This window comes from Streptomyces sp. NPDC001443 (assembly GCF_053597355.1).
This window is the reverse complement of record NZ_JBSFIA010000040.1, coordinates 81627-100486: the sequence shown is the minus strand read 5'-3', so window position 1 is coordinate 100486 and position 18860 is coordinate 81627. Positions and strand designations below refer to the sequence as shown.

17 protein-coding genes and 1 pseudogene are annotated in these 18860 nt (G+C 70.0%); 9 read left to right on the top strand and 9 right to left on the bottom strand.

Features of this window, described 5'->3' with window-relative positions:
• A partial coding sequence (locus ACWC24_RS33020; RefSeq protein ID WP_450666582.1) for a S8 family serine peptidase occupies positions 1-1100 on the bottom strand: 1100 nt, incomplete at its 3' end.
• Between the two features lie 577 nt (positions 1101-1677).
• Between ACWC24_RS33020 and ACWC24_RS33015 the strand changes: the two genes are divergently transcribed.
• A complete protein-coding gene (locus tag ACWC24_RS33015; RefSeq protein ID WP_450666573.1) occupies positions 1678-1905 on the top strand; it encodes a hypothetical protein in 228 nt (75 codons plus the stop codon).
• Between the two features lie 132 nt (positions 1906-2037).
• Here the strand turns inward: ACWC24_RS33015 and ACWC24_RS33010 are convergent, their stop codons facing one another.
• A complete protein-coding gene (locus tag ACWC24_RS33010; protein ID WP_450666572.1) occupies positions 2038-4836 on the bottom strand; it encodes an ATP-binding protein in 2799 nt (932 codons plus the stop codon).
• 200 nt (positions 4837-5036) lie between these two features.
• Here ACWC24_RS33010 and ACWC24_RS33005 point away from each other — a divergent pair, with 200 nt between their 5' ends.
• Together ACWC24_RS33005 and ACWC24_RS33000 are read left to right on the top strand one after the other, a co-directional pair.
• Positions 5037-5489, top strand: a complete 453-nt coding sequence (locus tag ACWC24_RS33005; RefSeq protein WP_450666571.1) for a pyridoxamine 5'-phosphate oxidase family protein — start codon at positions 5037-5039, stop codon at positions 5487-5489.
• Between the two features lie 57 nt (positions 5490-5546).
• A complete protein-coding gene (locus ACWC24_RS33000) occupies positions 5547-6023 on the top strand; it encodes an iron chaperone (RefSeq protein WP_450666570.1) in 477 nt (158 codons plus the stop codon).
• Positions 6024-6098: 75 nt separating this feature from the next.
• Here ACWC24_RS33000 and ACWC24_RS32995 read toward each other — a convergent pair whose 3' ends face one another.
• The 4 genes from ACWC24_RS32995 to ACWC24_RS32980 all read right to left on the bottom strand — a co-directional run bounded on the left by ACWC24_RS32995 (position 6099) and on the right by ACWC24_RS32980 (position 9798).
• Positions 6099-6608 (bottom strand): zinc ribbon domain-containing protein, encoded by a 510-nt coding sequence (locus ACWC24_RS32995; RefSeq protein WP_450666569.1) that lies wholly within the window; start codon positions 6606-6608, stop codon positions 6099-6101.
• On the bottom strand, positions 6581-7555 hold the full coding sequence (locus ACWC24_RS32990; protein ID WP_450666568.1) for an RNA-guided endonuclease TnpB family protein: 975 nt from the start codon (positions 7553-7555) through the stop codon (positions 6581-6583). Before ACWC24_RS32990 ends, ACWC24_RS32995 begins: the two co-directional genes overlap by 28 nt.
• The gene (locus tag ACWC24_RS32985) at positions 7552-8112 is read right to left on the bottom strand and encodes an IS607 family transposase (protein ID WP_450666567.1); all 561 of its coding nucleotides are present in this window, start codon (positions 8110-8112) and stop codon (positions 7552-7554) included. Before ACWC24_RS32985 ends, ACWC24_RS32990 begins: the two co-directional genes overlap by 4 nt.
• 825 nt (positions 8113-8937) lie before the next feature.
• Positions 8938-9798: an oxygenase MpaB family protein gene (locus ACWC24_RS32980; RefSeq protein ID WP_450666566.1), complete on the bottom strand. Its 861-nt coding sequence runs from the start codon at positions 9796-9798 to the stop codon at positions 8938-8940.
• A gap of 758 nt (positions 9799-10556) precedes the next feature.
• On the opposite strand from ACWC24_RS32980, the gene ACWC24_RS32975 reads away from it, so the two are divergent.
• From ACWC24_RS32975 to ACWC24_RS32960, 4 genes are all read left to right on the top strand, one after another.
• Positions 10557-10901, top strand: a complete 345-nt coding sequence (locus tag ACWC24_RS32975; protein ID WP_450666581.1) for an IS110 family transposase — start codon at positions 10557-10559, stop codon at positions 10899-10901.
• Between the two features lie 189 nt (positions 10902-11090).
• Entirely contained in the window at positions 11091-11363 is a 273-nt protein-coding gene (locus ACWC24_RS32970; protein WP_450666565.1) for a hypothetical protein, read from the top strand.
• A 63-nt stretch (positions 11364-11426) separates the two neighbouring features.
• Positions 11427-12110: a LysE family translocator gene (locus ACWC24_RS32965; protein ID WP_450666564.1), complete on the top strand. Its 684-nt coding sequence runs from the start codon at positions 11427-11429 to the stop codon at positions 12108-12110.
• Positions 12111-12408: 298 nt separating this feature from the next.
• Positions 12409-13986 carry an ISL3 family transposase gene (locus ACWC24_RS32960; protein WP_450666563.1) on the top strand — a complete coding sequence of 526 codons (1578 nt, stop codon included), beginning with the start codon at positions 12409-12411 and terminating at the stop codon, positions 13984-13986.
• 107 nt (positions 13987-14093) lie between these two features.
• On the opposite strand, the gene ACWC24_RS32955 is transcribed toward ACWC24_RS32960, so the two are convergent.
• From ACWC24_RS32955 to ACWC24_RS32945, 3 genes and pseudogenes are all read right to left on the bottom strand, one after another.
• On the bottom strand, positions 14094-14639 hold the full coding sequence (locus ACWC24_RS32955) for a S1 RNA-binding domain-containing protein (protein WP_450666562.1): 546 nt from the start codon (positions 14637-14639) through the stop codon (positions 14094-14096).
• A gap of 34 nt (positions 14640-14673) precedes the next feature.
• Positions 14674-14994 (bottom strand): annotated as a pseudogene (locus ACWC24_RS32950) (ATP-binding protein); the annotation flags it as partial.
• Between the two features lie 102 nt (positions 14995-15096).
• Complete coding sequence (locus ACWC24_RS32945) at positions 15097-15630, bottom strand: RICIN domain-containing protein (RefSeq protein WP_450666561.1); 534 nt, start codon at positions 15628-15630, stop codon at positions 15097-15099.
• Between the two features lie 337 nt (positions 15631-15967).
• On the opposite strand from ACWC24_RS32945, the gene ACWC24_RS32940 reads away from it, so the two are divergent.
• Together ACWC24_RS32940 and ACWC24_RS32935 are read left to right on the top strand one after the other, a co-directional pair.
• Positions 15968-17524 (top strand): TIGR02677 family protein, encoded by a 1557-nt coding sequence (locus tag ACWC24_RS32940; RefSeq protein ID WP_450666560.1) that lies wholly within the window; start codon positions 15968-15970, stop codon positions 17522-17524.
• Positions 17521-18858, top strand: a complete 1338-nt coding sequence (locus ACWC24_RS32935) for a TIGR02678 family protein (RefSeq protein ID WP_450666559.1) — start codon at positions 17521-17523, stop codon at positions 18856-18858. The genes ACWC24_RS32940 and ACWC24_RS32935 overlap by 4 nt, the downstream gene beginning before the upstream one ends.
• Positions 18859-18860 lie beyond the last annotated feature (2 nt).

Genomic DNA, 18860 nt, shown 5'->3' with positions numbered 1-18860 from the left:
TTGGTGACCCCCGTGCCGTTGGCCGCGACCGTGACCACGCCCGGCAGTTCGGTCGGGATGTCGAGGCAGGCGTTGGTGATCGTGCGGGTGACCGGGGTTGAGTCGTTCGGGCTTGCGGCGTCGGTCGTCTTGTGGGCGAGGTCGTAGTTCTCGTTGCCCGCGGCAGCGATCTGGAGGGAGCCCTTGCTCTCGGCGTACTCCTGGGCGCGCTTGACGCCCTCGATGATGGCGGCCTGGTCGATGTTGTCCGGGCAGTTGAACTGCCAGGGGTCCGTGTAGTAGCTGTTGTTGGTGACCTTGAAGCCGTGGTCACCGGCCCAGACGAAGCCGCAGATGGTGTTCTCGGCGAAGAAGAAGGAGTTGCCCGGCTCAGCGACCCGGACCGCGGCGATCTTCACTCCAGGGGCCACGCCGACGACGCCCTTGCCGTTCTTGGCCGCGGCGATGGTGCCCGCTACGTGGGTGCCGTGCGTGTCGACGTCCCGCCAGGCACCGACACGGGTGTCCGGCTTGCCATAGGCGCAGGAGACCGAGTCGGCCGCGTCGAAGTTGGGCGCCAAGTCCTGGTGCTGGTCGTCCACACCGGTGTCCAGGATGCCGACCGTGACGGAGGCGGAGCCCGGGTTCACGGCCCAGGCCTGGTCGGCCTTGATCTGGCTCATGTCGGCCCGGACCGGCTCTCCTGCCGGGGTCGAGGCCTGGGCCGGATTGGCCGGGAGCGCCGGGTTGTAGGCGTCGGCCGGGACGTCCGAGGTGCGCGTGGCACCGACCTGCTGCACGCCGGCGACGCCGCGCATGGTGGCGGCGAATGCGCTGGACGCCGAGTGGGCGACGATCACGCCGATGGCGTCGAAGCTCGAGAAGACGGTGCCTGCGTTGGCCGCGATCGCGGAGCGGACCGCCGAACTGTCACCGGGGGCGGTGATCACGAGGTAGGCACGCGTGCCGGCCACCCAGGCCGCACTCTGGGAAGCCGGCACGGCGGCCGCAGCGTGCGCCTTGGCGGCCGGCGCGGGGGAGCGGTCGATGGGCAGCGTGCCCGCGAGGGCGCCCGGGGAGCCGAACGCCAGGGCGGCACCGAGCGTGGCCGCCAAGGCCAGCGTGCGTCTAGTCCGGCTCGATATGTGGGATATCAATGCGTCCTCCGGAGACGGCCCGGCCGCGCTGAGGGTATTGGCGGGGCCGTACGAAACGAGTGGTGGATGCAAGATGTCAGGCGCGTACTCCCGTACGGAAGTACCTTTCCGTACAGGGGCGTTATAGGGGAACGGCTGAAAAGAGACGCAATCCGGGCGTCGGGGAGGTCGGGAACCATCGGGAGCTCGGCGACGTCGACCGCGCCCCGGCGTACACCGCAGACCTGGTGCCGGCCATCGACGGGGTAGACGGGCTGCTGGCGTGGTGGCTCACCGAGGTGCGCCCGCAGTTTGGTGACGAGCCCGCCGGCGGGCAGGCCGTGCTGCGGCCCAGCCGTCGGCACACCCTCGAGGGCGGGCGGTGTCTGGCCTGTGCGGTCACCCGCGCGACGGAGACCAGCGTCCGGAACCCGTCCCACTCGTTCTCGGATGCCTACCGGGTCTGGGAAGTGAGGGGGCTGCCGTATCGCGCGGACGATGCAGGAGTTCGCGGGATGCTTCCCCGGAAGTGGTCTGCGAACTGCGTCGGCAGGCGTGCGTCATGTCAGAATTCCGCTCCGCAGGGTTCGACCACAAAAATGGCTTCGAGCTGCAGTCCGGCACCGTGCAGGAGAACTTCCGCGACTACCGGCGGTACCGGATCACAGGAGGGGAGTTGCGCGTCCGCTCCCGCGGCAAGACGTCATGGGAAGACGGCGTTTCTGCAACGAAGACCTCGCCACCAGCGAGCAGACGCACCGGTTCCTGCAGGAGCGTCTGGCTGAACTGAACACTGATGGGCGTAGGGGAATCCCCCGAGTCGAGCCGCACGACAGGTATTTCGCACGGCGAGAGCGTGCCGCGGCCGGTGCCGTCGGCGCATGGCCGCGCTTCCCGGGCGCACGCAGGCTCGGCGCAGCGTTCACCGGGCCCCGGGAGCGAGGCCCAGTGCGGCGAGTGCCGCCGTCCCGGCGGCGGCATGGTCGTTTCCGGCAAGCAGCAGCGTGCGTGTCGCCTGGTAGTGGCAGCCGGACGCATCGAATGCCGCGGCGGTGGCGAGCTGCCGCGTCACGTCGCCCTCCAGCAGTGCCCGCGCGCGCTGCAGTTGGGCGCCGGCGACCGGGTTGCCGGCGACCAGACGGAGCCCGGCGTCCACGCGCTCCCCGGCAGCCGGATGCCCGGCGAGTACCGAGGCCTCGGCCCGCAGCGCCACGTACCAGTGCAGCCATATCCAGGAGATCCACTTCCACACCCGCTCCGGCTCCGGCGTGAGCCGCTCCAGGGCCGCCTCCGCGTCACCGTGGTGCAGCAGCACCATGGCGTCGAACACCGCGCCGTAGCCGTGGTGGTGCTCCGACGCGGTACCGGCCTGCCCGACGATCGCGAGCCAGGCCGCCCGGGCGTCGTGGTCGCCGCGCAGGCCGTGGATCATCGCGACCGACGCGGCGGCGGGACCGAGCGAGAACGACCGCTGCCGGCCGCTGCGCTGCCACGCGTCGAGGAACCTCTCGCCACCGGTGAGCACGGCATCGGCGTCGCCTGCGAAGGCGTCCGTGACCAGGAGCCAGGACGTGGCGTGGTGGCGCACCTCGGCGAACAGCGGCTGGTCGGCCAGTTGAACGCCCCACTGGCGGGCCTGGGCCAGATTCCCGACGCCCAGGGCAGTGCCGGCGGCCATGGCGAGGGCGTCCATCAGCTCGTGCGTGGCGGCCGGCCCATGCGGCACCGACGCCAGGAGGCCGATCCGGCGGCGGGCGGCATCCGCGGCGCCGAAGGAGTCACCGGACCAGGTCCGGGCACCGCAGAGCGCGTCGAGGGCCGCGGACTCGCCCACCGGGTCACCGGCCGCGCGCGCGAGTGCCACCGCCCGTTCCGCGTACCGGACCGTGCGCTCCGCGGTGTTGTCGGCAGCCCCCTGCACGGCGCCGAACGCGTCCGCGAGCACAGCCGCCTCGGCCAGCGCGACGGCCGCCTCACCCGCCGGGTCACCGTCACCGGACAGCTCCCGCGCCGCCGCGAGCACGCCGGTCACCTCGTCCACGGCCGGCACCAGCGCGAACTCGCTGGAGAAGCGATACGCCACAGTGGCGGCGGCCGCCAGATCACGGCCCGCCGCGACGGTGTCACCGGCGCCGCGGGCGACCTCGGCGGCGGCGAGGTGCAGACGGAACATGTCGTCGCCGAGCCTGCGGCAACCGGCCACCCCCGCCGCCTCCCGCAACGCGGCGGCCCCCGCCGCGGCACCGGCGAGCGTGGCCGCCTGCTCGAACCGCTGCTGGGCCTCACCGAGCAGGTTGCCGGTGAACGCCAGCCCGGCCAGGGACAGCGCGAGACGGTGGGCGTCCACCCGGTGCTCGGGCCGGCCCACGGCCCAGGCCAGGGCCGACCGCAGGTCCTCCGCCACCGCATCGAACTGCCCGCGCCGATCCGTGCCGTCACCGTCCGCCAGGGCCGTCGCACCCGCCAGGCACCAACCCAGGTGGCGGGATCGCACGTCCGCCAGCTCACCGGCCTCGGCGAGCCGTTCCGTCCCGTACTGACGGATCGTCTCCAGAGCGTGGTACCGGGTGCCGGCCGCCGACGGTGTCGCGGTGAGCAGGCTCTGTTCGGCGAGCCTGCCGAGCCCGTCGGCGACCGCGAGCGGATCCAGGGGGACGAAGGCCGCAGCCGAGGCGGCCGCCCCGGCGGTGAACGGCAGGACGAACACCGAGATCCGGCGCAACAGCGCCCGATCCCGCGGCTCCAGCAGGTCATGACTCCAGTCCAGGGCCGCACGCACCGACCGGTGCCGGACCTCCGCGCGCGGCCCCCCGGCCAGGATCCCCAACTGGTCGCCGAGCCCGGCGGCCAGACCGTCCGGTCCGAGCGTCGGCCACCGCGCCGCCGCCAGCTCGATCGCCAGCGCCATCCCGCCCAGCCGCTCACAGACGACCGAGATCTCATCGAACACAGACGGATCCGGCACCGGACCGACCGCCGCCGCCCGTTCCACGAACAACGCCACGGCCTCCGACTCGCCCCCGCCCTCCCACGACAACGGCGGAACCGGGAAGACCCATTCGAACGGCACCATCATCCGGGCCCGACTCGTCGCCAGCACCCGCACGCCGGGGCAGGCCACCAGCAGCCGCTCCACGAACGGCGCCACCCCGTCACGTATCTGCTCGCAGTTGTCCAGCACCAGCAGCGCCCCGCGATCCGCCAGCGCGGCCAGGACCGCCTCGTCGACACCGAGACCCGGCTGCTCGCCCACACCCACCGCCGCCGCGACAGCCGCCCCCACCCGCTGTGCATCGGCGACCGGGGCCAGATCGACGAACCACACCCCGTCGGCGAAGTCACCAGACTCGGCAGCCTGACGTGCCACCGCCAACGCCAGCCGGGTCTTCCCCACCCCACCGGGTCCGACCGCCGTCACCAGCCGACGCGACCCCACCGCCGCCGCCAGCTCCGCGCGCTCCCGCACCCGCCCGACGAACGCCGTGAGCGGTTCCGGCAGCACCGGCGCCGGGCGCGAACGCCCCGCACGGGCGGACTCCGCTGCCCGCCGCGACAGCGCCCGCCGGTCCGGCAGCGCCAGCTTGCGCAGCAGCGCGGAGACATGCGACTCCACGGTGCGGACGGAGATGAACAGCCGCTCGGAGATCTCCGCGTTGCTGAGATGCTCCCCGAGCAGCGCGAGCACTTCGGATTCCCGAGCCGAGATCACGTCAGTGGACACGGGGTCATTATCCGTGGTGCTCTCCGTGGTCGGCACGGAGGCGCCCCCCCACACCGCCCGCGAAAGGCTGTGAGCACGCCGGTCAACCCCAGTGCAACACACAAGGGTTGGCCCTGATCCACGACCACAGGAGCGACCATGACCCGCTCGTTCGCCCGCCACGGCGCCGCCGTGCCGCACACCGTCGGCTGGCACGTCCGGTGAACGCCGGACCCCGCTCCCGGGCGGTGCGACGCCGTGACACCGAGCACCGCCTCACCCACGACGTCGACGTTTGGGTAGCCAGCGCCTCGGCCGACGGCACGCCGTACCTGGTGCCTCTGTCCTTCGACTGGGACGGCGAAACGCTGCTGATGGCCACCCCGGCCGCCAGCCCGACCGGCCGCAACCTGGCCGCCTGCCGGACCACCCGGCTGGCACTCGGCCCCACCCGCGACGTCACGGTGATCGACGGCGACGTCGAAGTCCTCGAACCCGACGCGCCGCCGCGACAGCAGGCGGAACGCTTCGCCGCACGCACCGGCTTCGACCCCCGCGCGCAGACCACGCCGTACCGCTGGTTCCGCGTCACCCCGCGCCGCGTCCAGGCCTGGCGCGAGGCCGACGAACTGCCCGGACGCGACCTCATGCGCGACAGCCGCTGGCTCAGCTGACCCGACGCGGCACCCCCGATCACCCCGAGCACACCCGATACACCGAGGAGAGCCACGATGACGAACACGCAGAAGCCCGCCCGCGCCGGAGCGACGGCCGGCACGACGTACGACGGCTTCAGCGCCGAGGAACGCGACGCGATGAGGGAGCACGCCCGGGAACTGAAGACCGCCGCGCGCCGCAGCCCGCGCACGGCCAAGGCGGACGGGGAGAAGGACGTCCTCGCGAAGATCGCCGAGATGACGGACACCGACCGCGCCCTCGCCGGACGCCTCCACGAGATCATCCGGTCCGCAGCCCCGGACCTCACCCCCAAGCTCTGGTACGGCATGCCCGCGTACGCCAGAGACGGCAAGGTCGTCTGCTTCTTCCAGAGCGCGGCGAAGTTCAAGACCCGGTACGCCACACTCGGCTTCAGCGACCAGGCGCACCTCGACGACGGCGCCATGTGGCCCACCACCTACGCCCTGACCGAACTGACGCCCGCCGTGGAGGCCCGCATCGGCGAACTCCTCGGCGCAGCGGCGGCCTGACCGTTGCTGAGGCCGTAGTCAGGCTTCAGCATTCCGGGTATTTCGGCCCGGATGGTCCGTCACCTCACCAGAGCGTCAGGGGCTCGGTTTGAGGACGGTCTCTCGTTTCCGTCTGCCGCTGTGGCGGCAGGGTTGCGCCACCTGCCCGCCCCGCCTGCGCCTTGCGGCGGGGGCGGGTGGCGCGGGTCTTACGGTCGGCTCCACGAGGCTTCGACACCGCCGGGCGGTGTCCTGGTCTCCGGCCACTCCGGTACCAGTCGTGCGGGCTGCCGCGAGCGCGGCGAGGTTGAGCGCGGCGCCCGCGTCCCGGTCCAGGACCAGGCCGCAGGCCTCGCATGCGTAGGTCCGGACATGCAGCGGCAGCTTGGCTTTCACCGCGCCGCACCCGGAGCAGGTCTTGGAGGAGGGATACCAGCGGTCCGCGACGAGAAGGCGCGGCGCATGCCGCTGACGGGTCTTGTAGGCGAGCTGTCGGCGGATCTCGCCGAATCCGGCATCGGCGATCTTGCGGGCCAGGCGCCGGTTGCGGAGCATCCCGGCGACGTTGAGGTCTTCGATCACGACGGTGCCGTACTCGGCTGCCACACGGCGGTGGTCAGCTTGTGCAGGGCGTCGGCGCGCAGGTTCGCCACCCGGTGATGGACCTTGTTCCGCTGGGCGTTGGCCTTCTCCCACCGCTTCGACGGCTGCCGGCCGGTCCTGCGGTCGGGGCCCTGGCGGCGGGACACCGTGCGCGAGGCGCGGCGCAGCTGCTTCAGGGTCCGGTCGTAATGCCTCGGGTTGGCGGCGGTGCGGATCTCACCGGTGCTGTCGGCCATCACCGCGAGGCTCTTCACGCCGAGGTCGATCCCGACCGCCACGTCCGGACGGGCGATGCGCACCAGGTCGCGCTTCACCTCGGTCTGGAAGGACTGGAAGGAGACGAACCACCGATGGCGTTCGTGCCGGACGGTCGCGGACAAGATCCGGGCCGTCCCGGCCTGCCCCCGGGCCAGGAGGCTGCCGGTGGGCTCGTGGGTGCGGATCGCGCCGAGCCGGGGCAGGGTGACGTGCCGGCCGTCGGTGTCGACGCGGATGGTGCCGGTGGTGAACCGGCAGGCCAGGCGCGCCTTGTGCTTCCACTTGAAACGCGGCATACCGACTCGCTTGCCTCTGCGCTGTCCGCGCTTGGACTTCGCGTAGTTGTCGAACGCTGCGGCGGCGTTCGCCAGGCCGGTGCAGTACGCCTCCTTGGAGTTGTCCTCCCACCATCCGGCAAAGCGTGGGTCGGTCTTCTTGGCCTCGCTGAACGCCTTGCGCAGCGCGGGCAGTGACCACGGCCGCCACTGCGTCAGATGCTCCTCGGCGATGCCGTAGGTCTCCTCGGCACGGCGCTGCCACCACGAAGCGGTCACCCAGCCGACAGCCCAGTTGTACGCCGCGCGGGCCGCGTCGCAGTGCGAGCGCAGCGCGGTCTCTTGGGCGGCGTTCGGGTCCAGCGCGAACCGGAACGCCTGCACCACGAAGTCGGGTCGGGGCCGGAACTTCTTCACCCGGCGTCCTCGGCGGTCGCCACGGCCACCGCGCGAGCGGCCCGGTGCTTCGCCGAGCGACGCCCGTACAGGCGGGCGCACATCGAGGTCAGCACCTCGGTGACGTCGCGCACCAGATCATCAGCGGTCTCGGTGGGGTCGAGGACCACCAGCCGCCGCCCGGACGCGGACAGAACGGCTTCGAGGTGCTCGATGCCGAACCGGGCCGGCCGGTCACCGTCCTCGACCACGATCACGGTGGCAGACGGGTCGGCCAGGACACGGTGCAGCTTGCGACGCCGCCCGTCCAGCCCCGAGCCGATCTCGGTGACGACCTCGGCGACGGCCAGGTCCAGCCCGTTCGCGCCGGCCACGACCCGGGCTGCCTGCCGCTCAAGATCGGGTTTCTGCTCCGCGGACGACACGCGACAGCACGCCACCACACGCTCGGACGACGAGATGCCGACCTCACCGACCATCCACGTCCCGGACGGCACCTGGCGGACAGACACGGGCATCTTCCCCGCCTTCACCCACCGCCAGGCAGTCCGGCAGCTCACCCCTGCTGGCACGCCCACTCCGAAAGCTTCACAGAGCCAAAATATTCGAGACGCGTGACCAGAGGTGACTATGAACGACTAAAAAATTCGTAGCAGCTTTCACCCCACATGCACACCGGACGGACGACCGGCATCTCCGGCTCCACCGGGTGCGACACCGCCCCGGGAGCCCTGGCCGGGTGCGCGCTGCGCACCGGCGGGCCGGAGGGCAAACTTTGCGCCGGTCCGGCACTGACGTCCGCTCCGGCCCCGTACCCGCAGGTCAGCGCACCCTCCTTGCCGCTTGAGGGGCAGCGGTGGCGGCTCGAGAGCGGGCGGACATCGAGGTGCAGGACGATGAACTGCCCGTTGCAGCGCGTGACGCGACGGACCGGTCACGGTGCTGCCGGAGTACTGAAGCTGCGGCACACGGGCCGGGGGCAGACGATCACCTCATGCCGAACTCACGTCCTCTCTCTGAGCAGGGCTCGACCGCAAGCCCACCGTCGCGCCGACCGGGCCTCGAGAACCGAGGTCTGAAAGTACGGGTCCTGCCCGTCGTATGCGGCTGTGTCCTGCTCATGATCCTCTTCGTTCTGGTCCTCGCCGAAGTCCTCGCCTGGTGGTTCAGTACCCACACGTGGAAGTGGCCCGGCGCGGGCGGTTGAGCGAACTTCGGGACATGCAAGGCGGACGGCGGCGCGCGCGAGGGAGCTCGGGCGGGGACAGCGCGGCGGGCGAGGGCGGCGTGATCGCGAGAGCGGGTCACACTGCCGTGCACCGAGGGGCGAGTCGATCCTGGGCGCGGACATCGCCGGGGGACATGTGGCCAGGGACGGTGGGAGGGAGAAGCCGGATAATTGCTCACTCCGGCCGGGACTGTCGTGGTGGGGTCATGGCCCAGCGGATGGTCCGGGTCAGGGCCTGGCCGGTGGCGCGTACGGCGAGGTCCTCGACGACCGGTACACGGGGTAGCCACAGCATGCCGCGGGCCCAGGGCGGGAGCAGGGCGACGGCGCTTGCAGCCAGTCCGGCGTAGAAGGGTCGCACCGCAAGCGGTAGAGGAGGTCGCAGCAACAGGAAGCGGGCGGCACCCCGGGCCTCGGCCGTGGCTCGTAGCTCGGACCGGTAGGCGGTCAGGCGGTCGGACAGCTCGCGGCGGTCGCACGGTGGGTCGCTCACCCCCAGCGCCTCTGCGACGCGCGCGGCGTCGGCCACGTAGGCGTCGTAGCCGGCAGCGTCCAGCGGGCAGGCTCCGTAGCGTTCGTGGGCACGCAGGAAGCTGTCCGTCTCGGCGGCGTGCACCCACCCGAGCAGGTGCGGATCCGCCGCGTGGTACGGCACGCACTCGGCCGTTGTTCCACGGATCCGCTCATGGATGCCACGGACCCGGTCGACCGCCCGCTGGGCGTCCGCGGCGGTACCGTAGGTCGTCACAGCCAGGAAGGTGCTGGTGCGCTGGAGCCGGCCCCAGGGGTCCCCACGGTAACCGGAGTGCCCGGTCACCGCTGCCATGGCGAGCGGATGCAAGGACTGCAACAGCAGTGCGCTCAGCCCGCCGATGAACATCGAGGCATCACCGTGGACCGTACGGATCGGGCGGTGCGGTCCGAACCAGCGCGGGCCGGGGGTGTTGTGGATACGGGCCCGTGTCACCGGCCCGCCGGGGCCCGCGACACGACGGAACAGGGCCTGGCCCAGCTGCTCACGGACCATGGTCAGCACGGTCGGCCTCCCTTCTCCTGCCGTCCAGTGTCCGTCACATGTGCCCGAACCGGGGCAGGGCAGTGCGGTTCCCCGGCCGCGGGCCCCTGCCGTGGCTCGCGGTGCGGCGTCGGCCGTGCTGCCGTGGCCGATCCGGGTGACATCGCCGCCCGGGCGAGTTCCAGGATCCTGCCGCTGCCTGTTTCGTCCGGGCTCTCACCGGGCGTCCGGGCTCTGGCCGGGAGGAAGGCGTTCGACAAGCGGTGACCCGACACCGAGCCTGGCGTGGTAAGCAGTCGGCAGTTACGGCGCCGGGCTGGCCACCTTCCTCGACGAGGCCGGCGAACAGGTCGTCGAGGCCCTGCCTCCCAAGCGGCCGGCGGCCCGCGGCAGTCGCAGGACCGACATACTCGACGCCGTCCGAGCAGCCGAGGAAGCCCTGACCAGTGAGCACCTCATCGAGCCGAGGGGGCCCAAGGTAAAAGCGAGGCCCTGCGGGTTCACCTCGTCACCTGCCACAGTGCCCTGCTCACCTCCCCAGCCGCGATCAACCAGCTCAAGGGCCTGATCATTTCGGCACCCGACGACCTCCGCGCTGAACTGCGCAAACTCCAGCATCCGGCACGGATCAACCGCCGTGCCCAGCTGAGGGACCACCCAGCGCAAAACATCGAGCACCGCATGACGGCCTGGGGCTGAAATCTACTGCCCAGAGCGTTCAAACACTGCAAGCTGAGTCCGAGGACCTCGAGGGCGAGATCCTCAGCCTCGTGCGTCAGATGGCTCCCGAGCCGCTGGAACTGCAAGGAGTCGGACCGATCGCCGCAGCCCAGGTGCTGGCCAGATGGTTACACCCGGGCCGCTTCCGCTCCGAGACAGCCTTCGCGTCCTTCGCCGGCGTTCCTCCCGTTCCGGCTTCTTCGTGGCCCACGCACCGGCATCGGATCAACCGCAGTGGTGACCGGCAGCTGAACCGTGCCTTGCACACCATCACGCTCATCCGCATGCGGCTGGACCCGGCCGTTCCCCGATGCACAGCGCCGCCTGAAACGAGCCGTCTGTCGTCAACTGTTCAAAATCCCCGAACCCGGACGATCTCTTCCGAACTGCTTGACGCGATGTAGCAGCCTCGGGAGTACCGGAGGAGGAGATGTGCGCGCTGGCGTCCTGGGCACGGGAGCACGGCACGCTGGTGGTGGACGACATCCCGCTGGGCTGCGGACGCACCGGACCATCTTTTCCCTTTGTATTAGGCCGGAATTGTTCCCGACATCGTCTGCCTGTCCAAGTCCATCAGCGGGTACGGGACGCCCATGGCCCTCACGCTGCTGCGCCCCGACTACGACGTGTGGAAGCCCGGCGAGCACAACGGCACCTTCCGTGGCTACACCCGGCATTTGTCACCGATACCGTGCACGGGAGTGCTCTGGTCCGACGGTGCGCTACAGGACCGGATCAGCGCCGGCGGAGTGCGCACGCCGCGCCTTCGCCGCGACGGTCTGCGCGGAACGGACTGTCCGCACCGCGCGGGCGCGGCCTGGCCTGGGGGCTGCCCTTCGGTCGTGCGGGCGCGGCTCACGAAGTGACCTCGCGCCGCGAACCGGCCACGAAACCAATGAAGGCCACGAGGCCAATGAAAGGGAGAACAGATGTCGGTCGACCTCGTCAGCTTCCTCGGCGTCGTGCTGGCGGCGTACGTCGTGCCCGGCCCGGACTTTCTCGTGGTGGTGAGATCGGCCACCGAGCATCCCGCCAAGGGGCGGGCCGCGGCGCTGGGCGCACAGGCCGGGCTGTGCGTGCACATGCTCGCCGCCGCCGTCGGACTGTCGCTGATCGCCGCGCGCTCGTCGGCGGTCTACGACGCCATCAAACTTGTGGGTGCCGCCTACCTCGTCTACTTGGGGATCCGGGCGGTGCTGGCTGCCCGACGGGCTGCCCACGAGCGGACCGCCGGGCGGGAGGCGGCCGACGGTCCCGCGGACGGCCTGACATCGGAAAGCGCCGCGAAGGATGCTTCGGCTCGCGGCCGAAGGCGGTCCGGTTTCGCCCAGGGTTTCCTCACCAACGTGCTCAACCCCAAAGCGGCACTGTTCTTCGTCAGCATCCTGCCGCAGTTCGTGCACGGCCGCGGCGCGACGACGCGGCAGATCCTCTTCCTCGGCACCCTGGATGTCTTCCTGGGCGTCGCCTACTGGTTCGCCCTGGTCGCCGTCGCCGCCCGGCTGCGCACGCTCCTGGCCCGCCCGAAGATCCGTCACCGCTGGGAACTGGCAACTGGCTGGCTGTTCATCGCCATCGGAATCGGCGTCGCCGGGGCAGCCGTGGCAGCCTGATTTTGTTCCCCGGACGGGGAGAGGGCCGGTCACGGATGACTCCTCGGCCCCCTGGCGCGGGAAGAGTCGAGCAGCCGATGCGACCTCCAGCCTCGCCACCGCGTTCGGCTCGGCGAGCGGGACCCCGTCCAGTCGCTGTCGGACATCGAGCCGGTCGGCTGTGCCGTGTCGTCCCAGTTGCTGCAAAGCGTTCATGTGGACGATCACGTAATTGGTTCTGGCTGCGATGCCGTGAATCCCCAGGTCATGGCGCGAGTGCGGGAACGTTTCTCGTGGGGATTGCCCAGGTATGGGGGCTGTGGGGGTCGAGGATGTGCTGTTTCCCGGGATCGATGTGCATGTCACGGCGGTCCGTGTCGGCGCGGAGGGGGTGGTCGTCGAGGCGTCGGCCTGCGGTTGGACGTCATCTTGTCCGGATTGTGGTTGTCCAGGGCGTCGCATCCACTCTCGCTATATACGCCGGCTGGCTGAACGCCCGGTGGTGGGACGGCGATTGGTGATCTCGCTGCAGGTGCGCCGGTTCTTCTGTGGGCGACGCACCTGCAATCGGCGAACCTTCGCCGAGCAGGTCCCGGACCTCACTGAACGGCAGCGGCGGCACAGCGTCGGCCTGCGCCGATGGATGCGAACCATCGCCACGTTCCTGGGTGGCCGCCCCGGTGAACGCCTGTGCCGAACACTGCAGTTACCGGCCGACCGCACCCACCTGCTGGGTCTGCTCACCGCCCCGGCGGTGCCCGAGCAAGCGCCGCGGGTGCTGGGGGTCGACGAGTTTACTTTCCGCAAGGGCTGGCGCTACGGCACCGTCCTGGTCGACGTGGAAGCGGCCCACGTGGTGGACGTCCTCCCCGACCGGGACGCGGTCACCTTCGCCGACTGGCTGCGGGAACATCCCGGCACGGAAATCATCTGCAGGGACCGGGCCAGTGCCTACGCCAGCGCCGTGCGCGACGCGGCACCGGACGCCCAGGAGGTCGCCGATCGCTGGCACCTGCTCGCCAACCTCTCCTCAGCCGTCGAGAAGACATGCCACCAGCACCGTCCCTGCCTGCGGAAACAGGCCGAAGCCGAACGGGACGCACAGCCCCGGCCGATCATCAATCCGCTTCCACCGCCGACACTGCCGCCGACGAAGATCGCGGTCCGCACCCGGGACCGGTACGTCGACATCCACCGCCTGCTCGCAGAAGGATGCTCCGTCTCCGCGATCGCCCGCCTCCTGCACCTGGACCGCAAGACTGTCCGCCGCTTCCGCGACACCGACCTCGACCAGCTGCTCTCCTCCAGTCGGCATGGACGCCCCAAAGGGGTCCTGGAGCCGTTCACCGCCTACCTGACCGAGCGGTTCACCGACGGTGTCGCCAGCCCCACCGACCTTTTCCGCGAGATCCAGCAACGCGGGTACCAGGGAAGCGATCTGCCAGTACGTCGCTACGTGGCCGGGCTCAGGACGGGAACCGTCGAAACCGCCCGCGGCGCCATCCCCAATCCTCGCCTGATCACCAAGTGGATCATGCTGCCCTGCGGCACTTTGCGGCCGCACGAGGAAGACCAACTTCTGAAGGTGAGGCTGGCCTGCCCCGACAATGCCCGGGCTTGCGACCTCGCCCGCACCTTCCACGACCTGCTGCAACGTCGGCGCGGACATCAACTGTTGGAGTGGGTACGCGAGGCCGAACGCGACGCGCCGGCCCCGATCCTGTCCTTCGCGCAGAACCTCTGCCTTGACCTCGACGCCGTCACCGCCGGCCCCACCCTCCCCTGGATCTCGGGCATCGTCGAAGGCCACGTCAACCGCATCAAGACCATCAAGAGAGCCATGTATGGTCGTGCTTCGTTTCGCCCCCTCCGCACCCGCATCCTGCTTCGGGCATGACCTGGGATTCACGGCATCGCGGCCAGAACCACGTAATTCCCCAGGGCTGCGGTCACGTAATTCCCCAGGGGCTGGCTGGCTGAGGCGGCCCAGGCGGGCCGATGGTGTCAGCCCGATGCCGTGCGCTCGGTCGGGAGCGAGAGGCGGATGCGACGCCGTGCCGGGTCCACTTCGGCGATCCGCGCCGTCAGCTCGTCACCGACCCGGATATCGCGGTCGCTGCCGAGCCGCGACAACTCGGAGCTGTGGAGTAGGCCGTCCATCCCGTCGTCAACGCTCACGAACACGCCGAACGGGACCAGCCTCGTGACGCGTCCCCGCAGGACGCTGCCGACCTGATCAACCCAGGCCAGCCAGGGATTGGGCTGCAGGGCGATCAGGGACAGGACAGCCTGCCCGCGCATCTCGGAGTCGACGGCGAGCACCGCCGCGGTCACCCGCTGGCCAATCGTCACGACCTCGTCGCAGGAAGAGATCCACTTCCAGTAGACCTCTGGCGGCGGAATGAAGCCCACCGAAGGCTCGGGGGCTCCATCAAGGTCGACGACCACGCCGAAGGTCTCGCTCGCGGTGACCACCCCCGTGCGTTCTTCACCGCGACGGAGTGTCGCGAGGAACTCTTTCAGCGCCGGGGAAGGAAGCGGATAGGTCACGGCTGCGACCCTATGCCACCCCTACTTCAGTGGGCTACCGGCTCTCCTGATGGCCGCCGGCGGCTGACGCGGGGTTCTTGGGGCGTTTGTCCGGCCAGTAGCTGGGGCCGTTCATGATGACCTGGTGGCTGGTGTTGATCAGCCGGTCCAGGAGCGACTCAGCGACGACGGGGTTGGGGAAGATCGGATACCAATCGCTGGGAGCGCGGTTGCTGGTGATGATCAGGGACCGGCTCTGCCGCTCGCTGGCCAACTCGTAGAGGTCGTCGGCCTGGGCCGCGGACAGCTGGCGCATCGCGAAGTCGTCCAGGATGAGCACGTCCGGGCGGATGCAGCTTCTCAATCCAGGCTTGCTCTCACCTACGTCCGGCGCGCGCTACACGCTGCCCAACGCCCGCACTGGTCCCACGGGGGCTGGCGACCTTCGGGCCATCCAGTCGCATCGAGGCTGCCTGCCTCAGTTGTGAAGGCCGTCCCACTGGTAGTAGGTCTCTTCGACTTGCCCACCATCTGTGGCGTAAATTGCGTCTTTCACGTCGCTCGTCCGCACAAGGGACTCGTTGCCGCTGCCAAGCATCCCCTGCAGCCGGAACAAGTTGGCTGTGTAGTACCACCGCTGACCATCTGCGGCACTGTTGCAGCTGCTCGTCCAGACGGCGTTGACGTCGGTCTTGTTGTCCGTCATGAGGCAGAGCCCGGTTTCCCGGTTCTTGAGCTGCTTCCAGTCGCCACTTCCGACCCAGTCCCAGTCCTGGCGATCGGCACCGTTGCACAGCGTGCCAAAGGCGGTCCCGCTGTCACCGCCTGTCAAGCACGTGTTGAACCTGAAGTTGTGGAAGGTCCAGTAGGTCGGTGCTGCCTGCGCACCGGTCGGTATCACGATGCCCGTGCCGGCGGCGAAGGCGATGATGAGGGCAACAGCCCCGCGGCGAACGTTCTTCACTACGTCCTCTTCCATGCTGGGTGGGAGTTGATGGAGGACAGCGGCCACGGTGTCCTCCTTCGGCAACCGCAGTTGATCAGCAATGGATCATGGGGACCACGAGCAGGCGAACAGATGCTCCTACCCCAATGGTTTCCATCGTGGTTGTGTTGCGCTCCCCCACAGCTCAGGACAGTTCTCCCGTCCGTGGCCCACGTCCCGAGATCTCGTGAGAAGTCCGAGCCGATGGGCTCTGTGCGCTCATCCCGGTCAGAAGCCGCTGGGACTGTCCTTTCGGTCGAACTCTCCGTATAGCCTCAAAACGAGATCACCGAGTGGCCGTCGATACACCACTGCAGCGGACGTGATCTCGTAGGGGTGGCGGTGAAGGAGAGGACGTAGGGGTATGCGCAGGGTTCCGGCGGAGATGTTCCGGTTCACCACGGGGGAGAAGGCAGACCTCAATGGGGCCGTCCTCGAGGCGTTCGGGGTGGCCGGCGAGTACTTGGAGACCACGCTGGGGCTTGATGGCGTTCGCGAGCGGCTGCGTACGGTGGGCTGGATCGCGGACCTCGAGGACGAGGAGTTGCATGACACCTTGAAGCGACTGGTGGGGTGGGGGCTCCTCGATGTGGTGCACAACCATGCCGAGAACTACCGTACGGCCGAGGAGTATGAGCGGCGTAACTTGTCCTACTCGCTGACCCGCCGGGGGGAGGCCGCACTGGCCGGCCTACGGCACGCTTTGGAGGTGCTGGCCTCGACGGGGGCGCTGCAGACCGCGGTGCTGGAGGCGATCATCGATCGGCTCGACGAGCTGACCGTGCTGTCTGGTGAAACCGCCGCGGCCGACCGCCGCATCTTCACTACCCTGCGGGAGCTGGAGGGCCATCTTGAGGCCCTGGTGGAGAACACCAAGGCCTTCAACGGTCAGCTGCAGAGGCTCCTGCGCGCCGAGGGCGTGGACCTGGACGTATTTCGTGAAGTCAAGGCCGCCACCGTCGCCTACCTGCAGGAGTTCCTGGTCAATCTCGACCGGCGCGGCGAGATGGTTGCCGCCGCCGTGGCGCGTGTGGAGGAGCGGGGCATCGCGGTGCTGCGCGAGCGGGCCCTGCGGGGCGCGGAGCTGCCACCGGTGCCGGGGGAGGACCCCGCGGCTGGCTGGCTGGAGAGCCGGCGGGCACGCTGGACAGGCTTGCGGGCCTGGTTCCTGCCGGATGACGGGGCGCGCCCCCGGATTGAGCAGCTGCACGACATTGCCCGGCGCGCCATCGTCTCGCTCCTGCAGGTCCTGGAGCGCATCAACGAGTCCCGGCGCCGGTCCTCCAGCGCTGTACAGGACTTTCGGGAACTGGCGCGCTGGTTCGCTGCCGCTGGCGAGGAAGACGATCTGCACCGACTGTGGTCGACGGCCTTCGGCCTCGGCCCGGCACGTCACGCCCACCTCGCCCACCCCGACCCGGAGCTGATCCCCTCGTCCCATTCTTGGCGCGAGGCGCCTGCGGTGGAGGTGTCGGCGCTGCTGCGGACCAGTGGACGCACCGAACGCTTCACCCGCACCGGCAAAGTGAGAGACGTTGCGACGGTGAGGTCCGAGCGTGCCGAGCGGGCACGTGCGCAGCGGGCGCAACTCGCGCGCGCCCGGCAGGCGCTGGCAACGGACGGCCCCGTGCGGCTGTCCTCCTTCGGCGCCCTGGACCCGGCGGTCTTCGACCACCTGCTGGACCTGTTGGGCCGGGCCCTGGCCGCCCCGGCGGACGCGGGTGGTCTGCGGCGGGCCACGACCGGGGACGGCCAGGTGGAAGTCACGTTGGCGCCGCCGCCCGACGTGCATACCGCCGTCTTGCACACCACGAAGGGGACGCTGGCGGGCCCGGACTACGTCGTCCACATCCTGGCCGCGGGCGGAGCGCCTGCTTTTTCGGCAGTTGGCGTCGCCACGGGGCAGGAGGCGGCTGGATGAGCACGCTCGCCAACCAACTGGCCTCCGCGGAGCGCGAAGAGGTCGCCCGTGCCATCCGCCTCCTCCTGGCCCGTCCGCTGCTCACCGAAGCCGCCGACCCGACCGGATTTGAACTGGTACGACGTCGTCGTGACCCGCTGGCCCGTTGGTTCGACTACACGTGCGGCTGGAGTTTGGTCGTGGAGCCCCGCCGTGGGTATGCCCGCCTCGCCAAGATCCGCGCGAGCCCTGACGGTTCCCGCCCGGCGCGCAGGACACGGTCGGGCCGGGCACCGTTCGACCGCCGGCGCTACGTCTTGTTCTGCGTCATCGCGGCCGAGTTGCTGTCGATGCCGATGACGACCATCGGTATGCTCGCCGACCGCGTTGTTCAGGCTACAGCGGCCGACAGGGCACTACCGGCGTTCGACCCGGTCCATCGCCCGGAGCGCATGGCGTTCGTCGACGTCCTGAAGCTGTTTGAGTCGTACGAAGTGCTGCGTGTCGTGGACGGCACGACCGAGGCGTACGTCGACTCTGCGGAGGCGAAGGTGCTCTACCGGGTGGACAGCACGCTGCTGATGCGGCTGCCGGCCGCGCCCGTCGGTGCCTCCCGCCTCGCCGTGCCCCCGGACGAGGTGCCCGCGCGGTTTGAGGACCTCCTGACCGGCCTGGTCCAGGAGCGCCGCTACGGCGGCGCGGTAGGCGAGGGGGCGGCCCATGAGGTGTCCGGCGAGAGCGCCACCACGGACGCTCAACGCAACCTGAAACTGCGCCATTCGGTGCTGCGCCGACTCTTCGACGACCCCGTGCTGTACCGGGCTGACCTTGCCGAGGACGAGCTCGCGTATGTCACCTCCCTGACTGGTCGCCAGATCCTGCGCCGTTCGGTCGAACAGGCCGGGTTCCTCCTGGAAGAACGGGCCGAGGGTTTTCTCCTCGTCGATCCGGATGGCATCGCCACCGACGTCCGCTTTCCCGACGACACCTCCACCGCCCGTGTCGCAGCGTTGCTCCTGCTCGAACCGCTTTGTGCAACGCCCGCAGGGATGCTGCCCGAGCAACTGGCCGAAGCCGGAGCCGATCAGTTGCGCCGCTTTCCGGGCTGGGCCAAGGCGTATCAGTCCGAGGACGGTCCGGCACGGCTGGCCGACGACGCCGTACGCGTCCTGCTCGATGTCGGCTTGGCCGACAGAGCCGGGGACCGCGTCTTCGCACAACCGGCCGCATACCGCTACCGCTTGACGCAGACCACGAGCCCGACCACGGATCCACCCACGAGCTCGAGCCCGAAGAACGATCCGCAAGGAACAACCGCTTCCAGGGGCGTTGCCGCGCAAGGAGACACGCAGTGAAC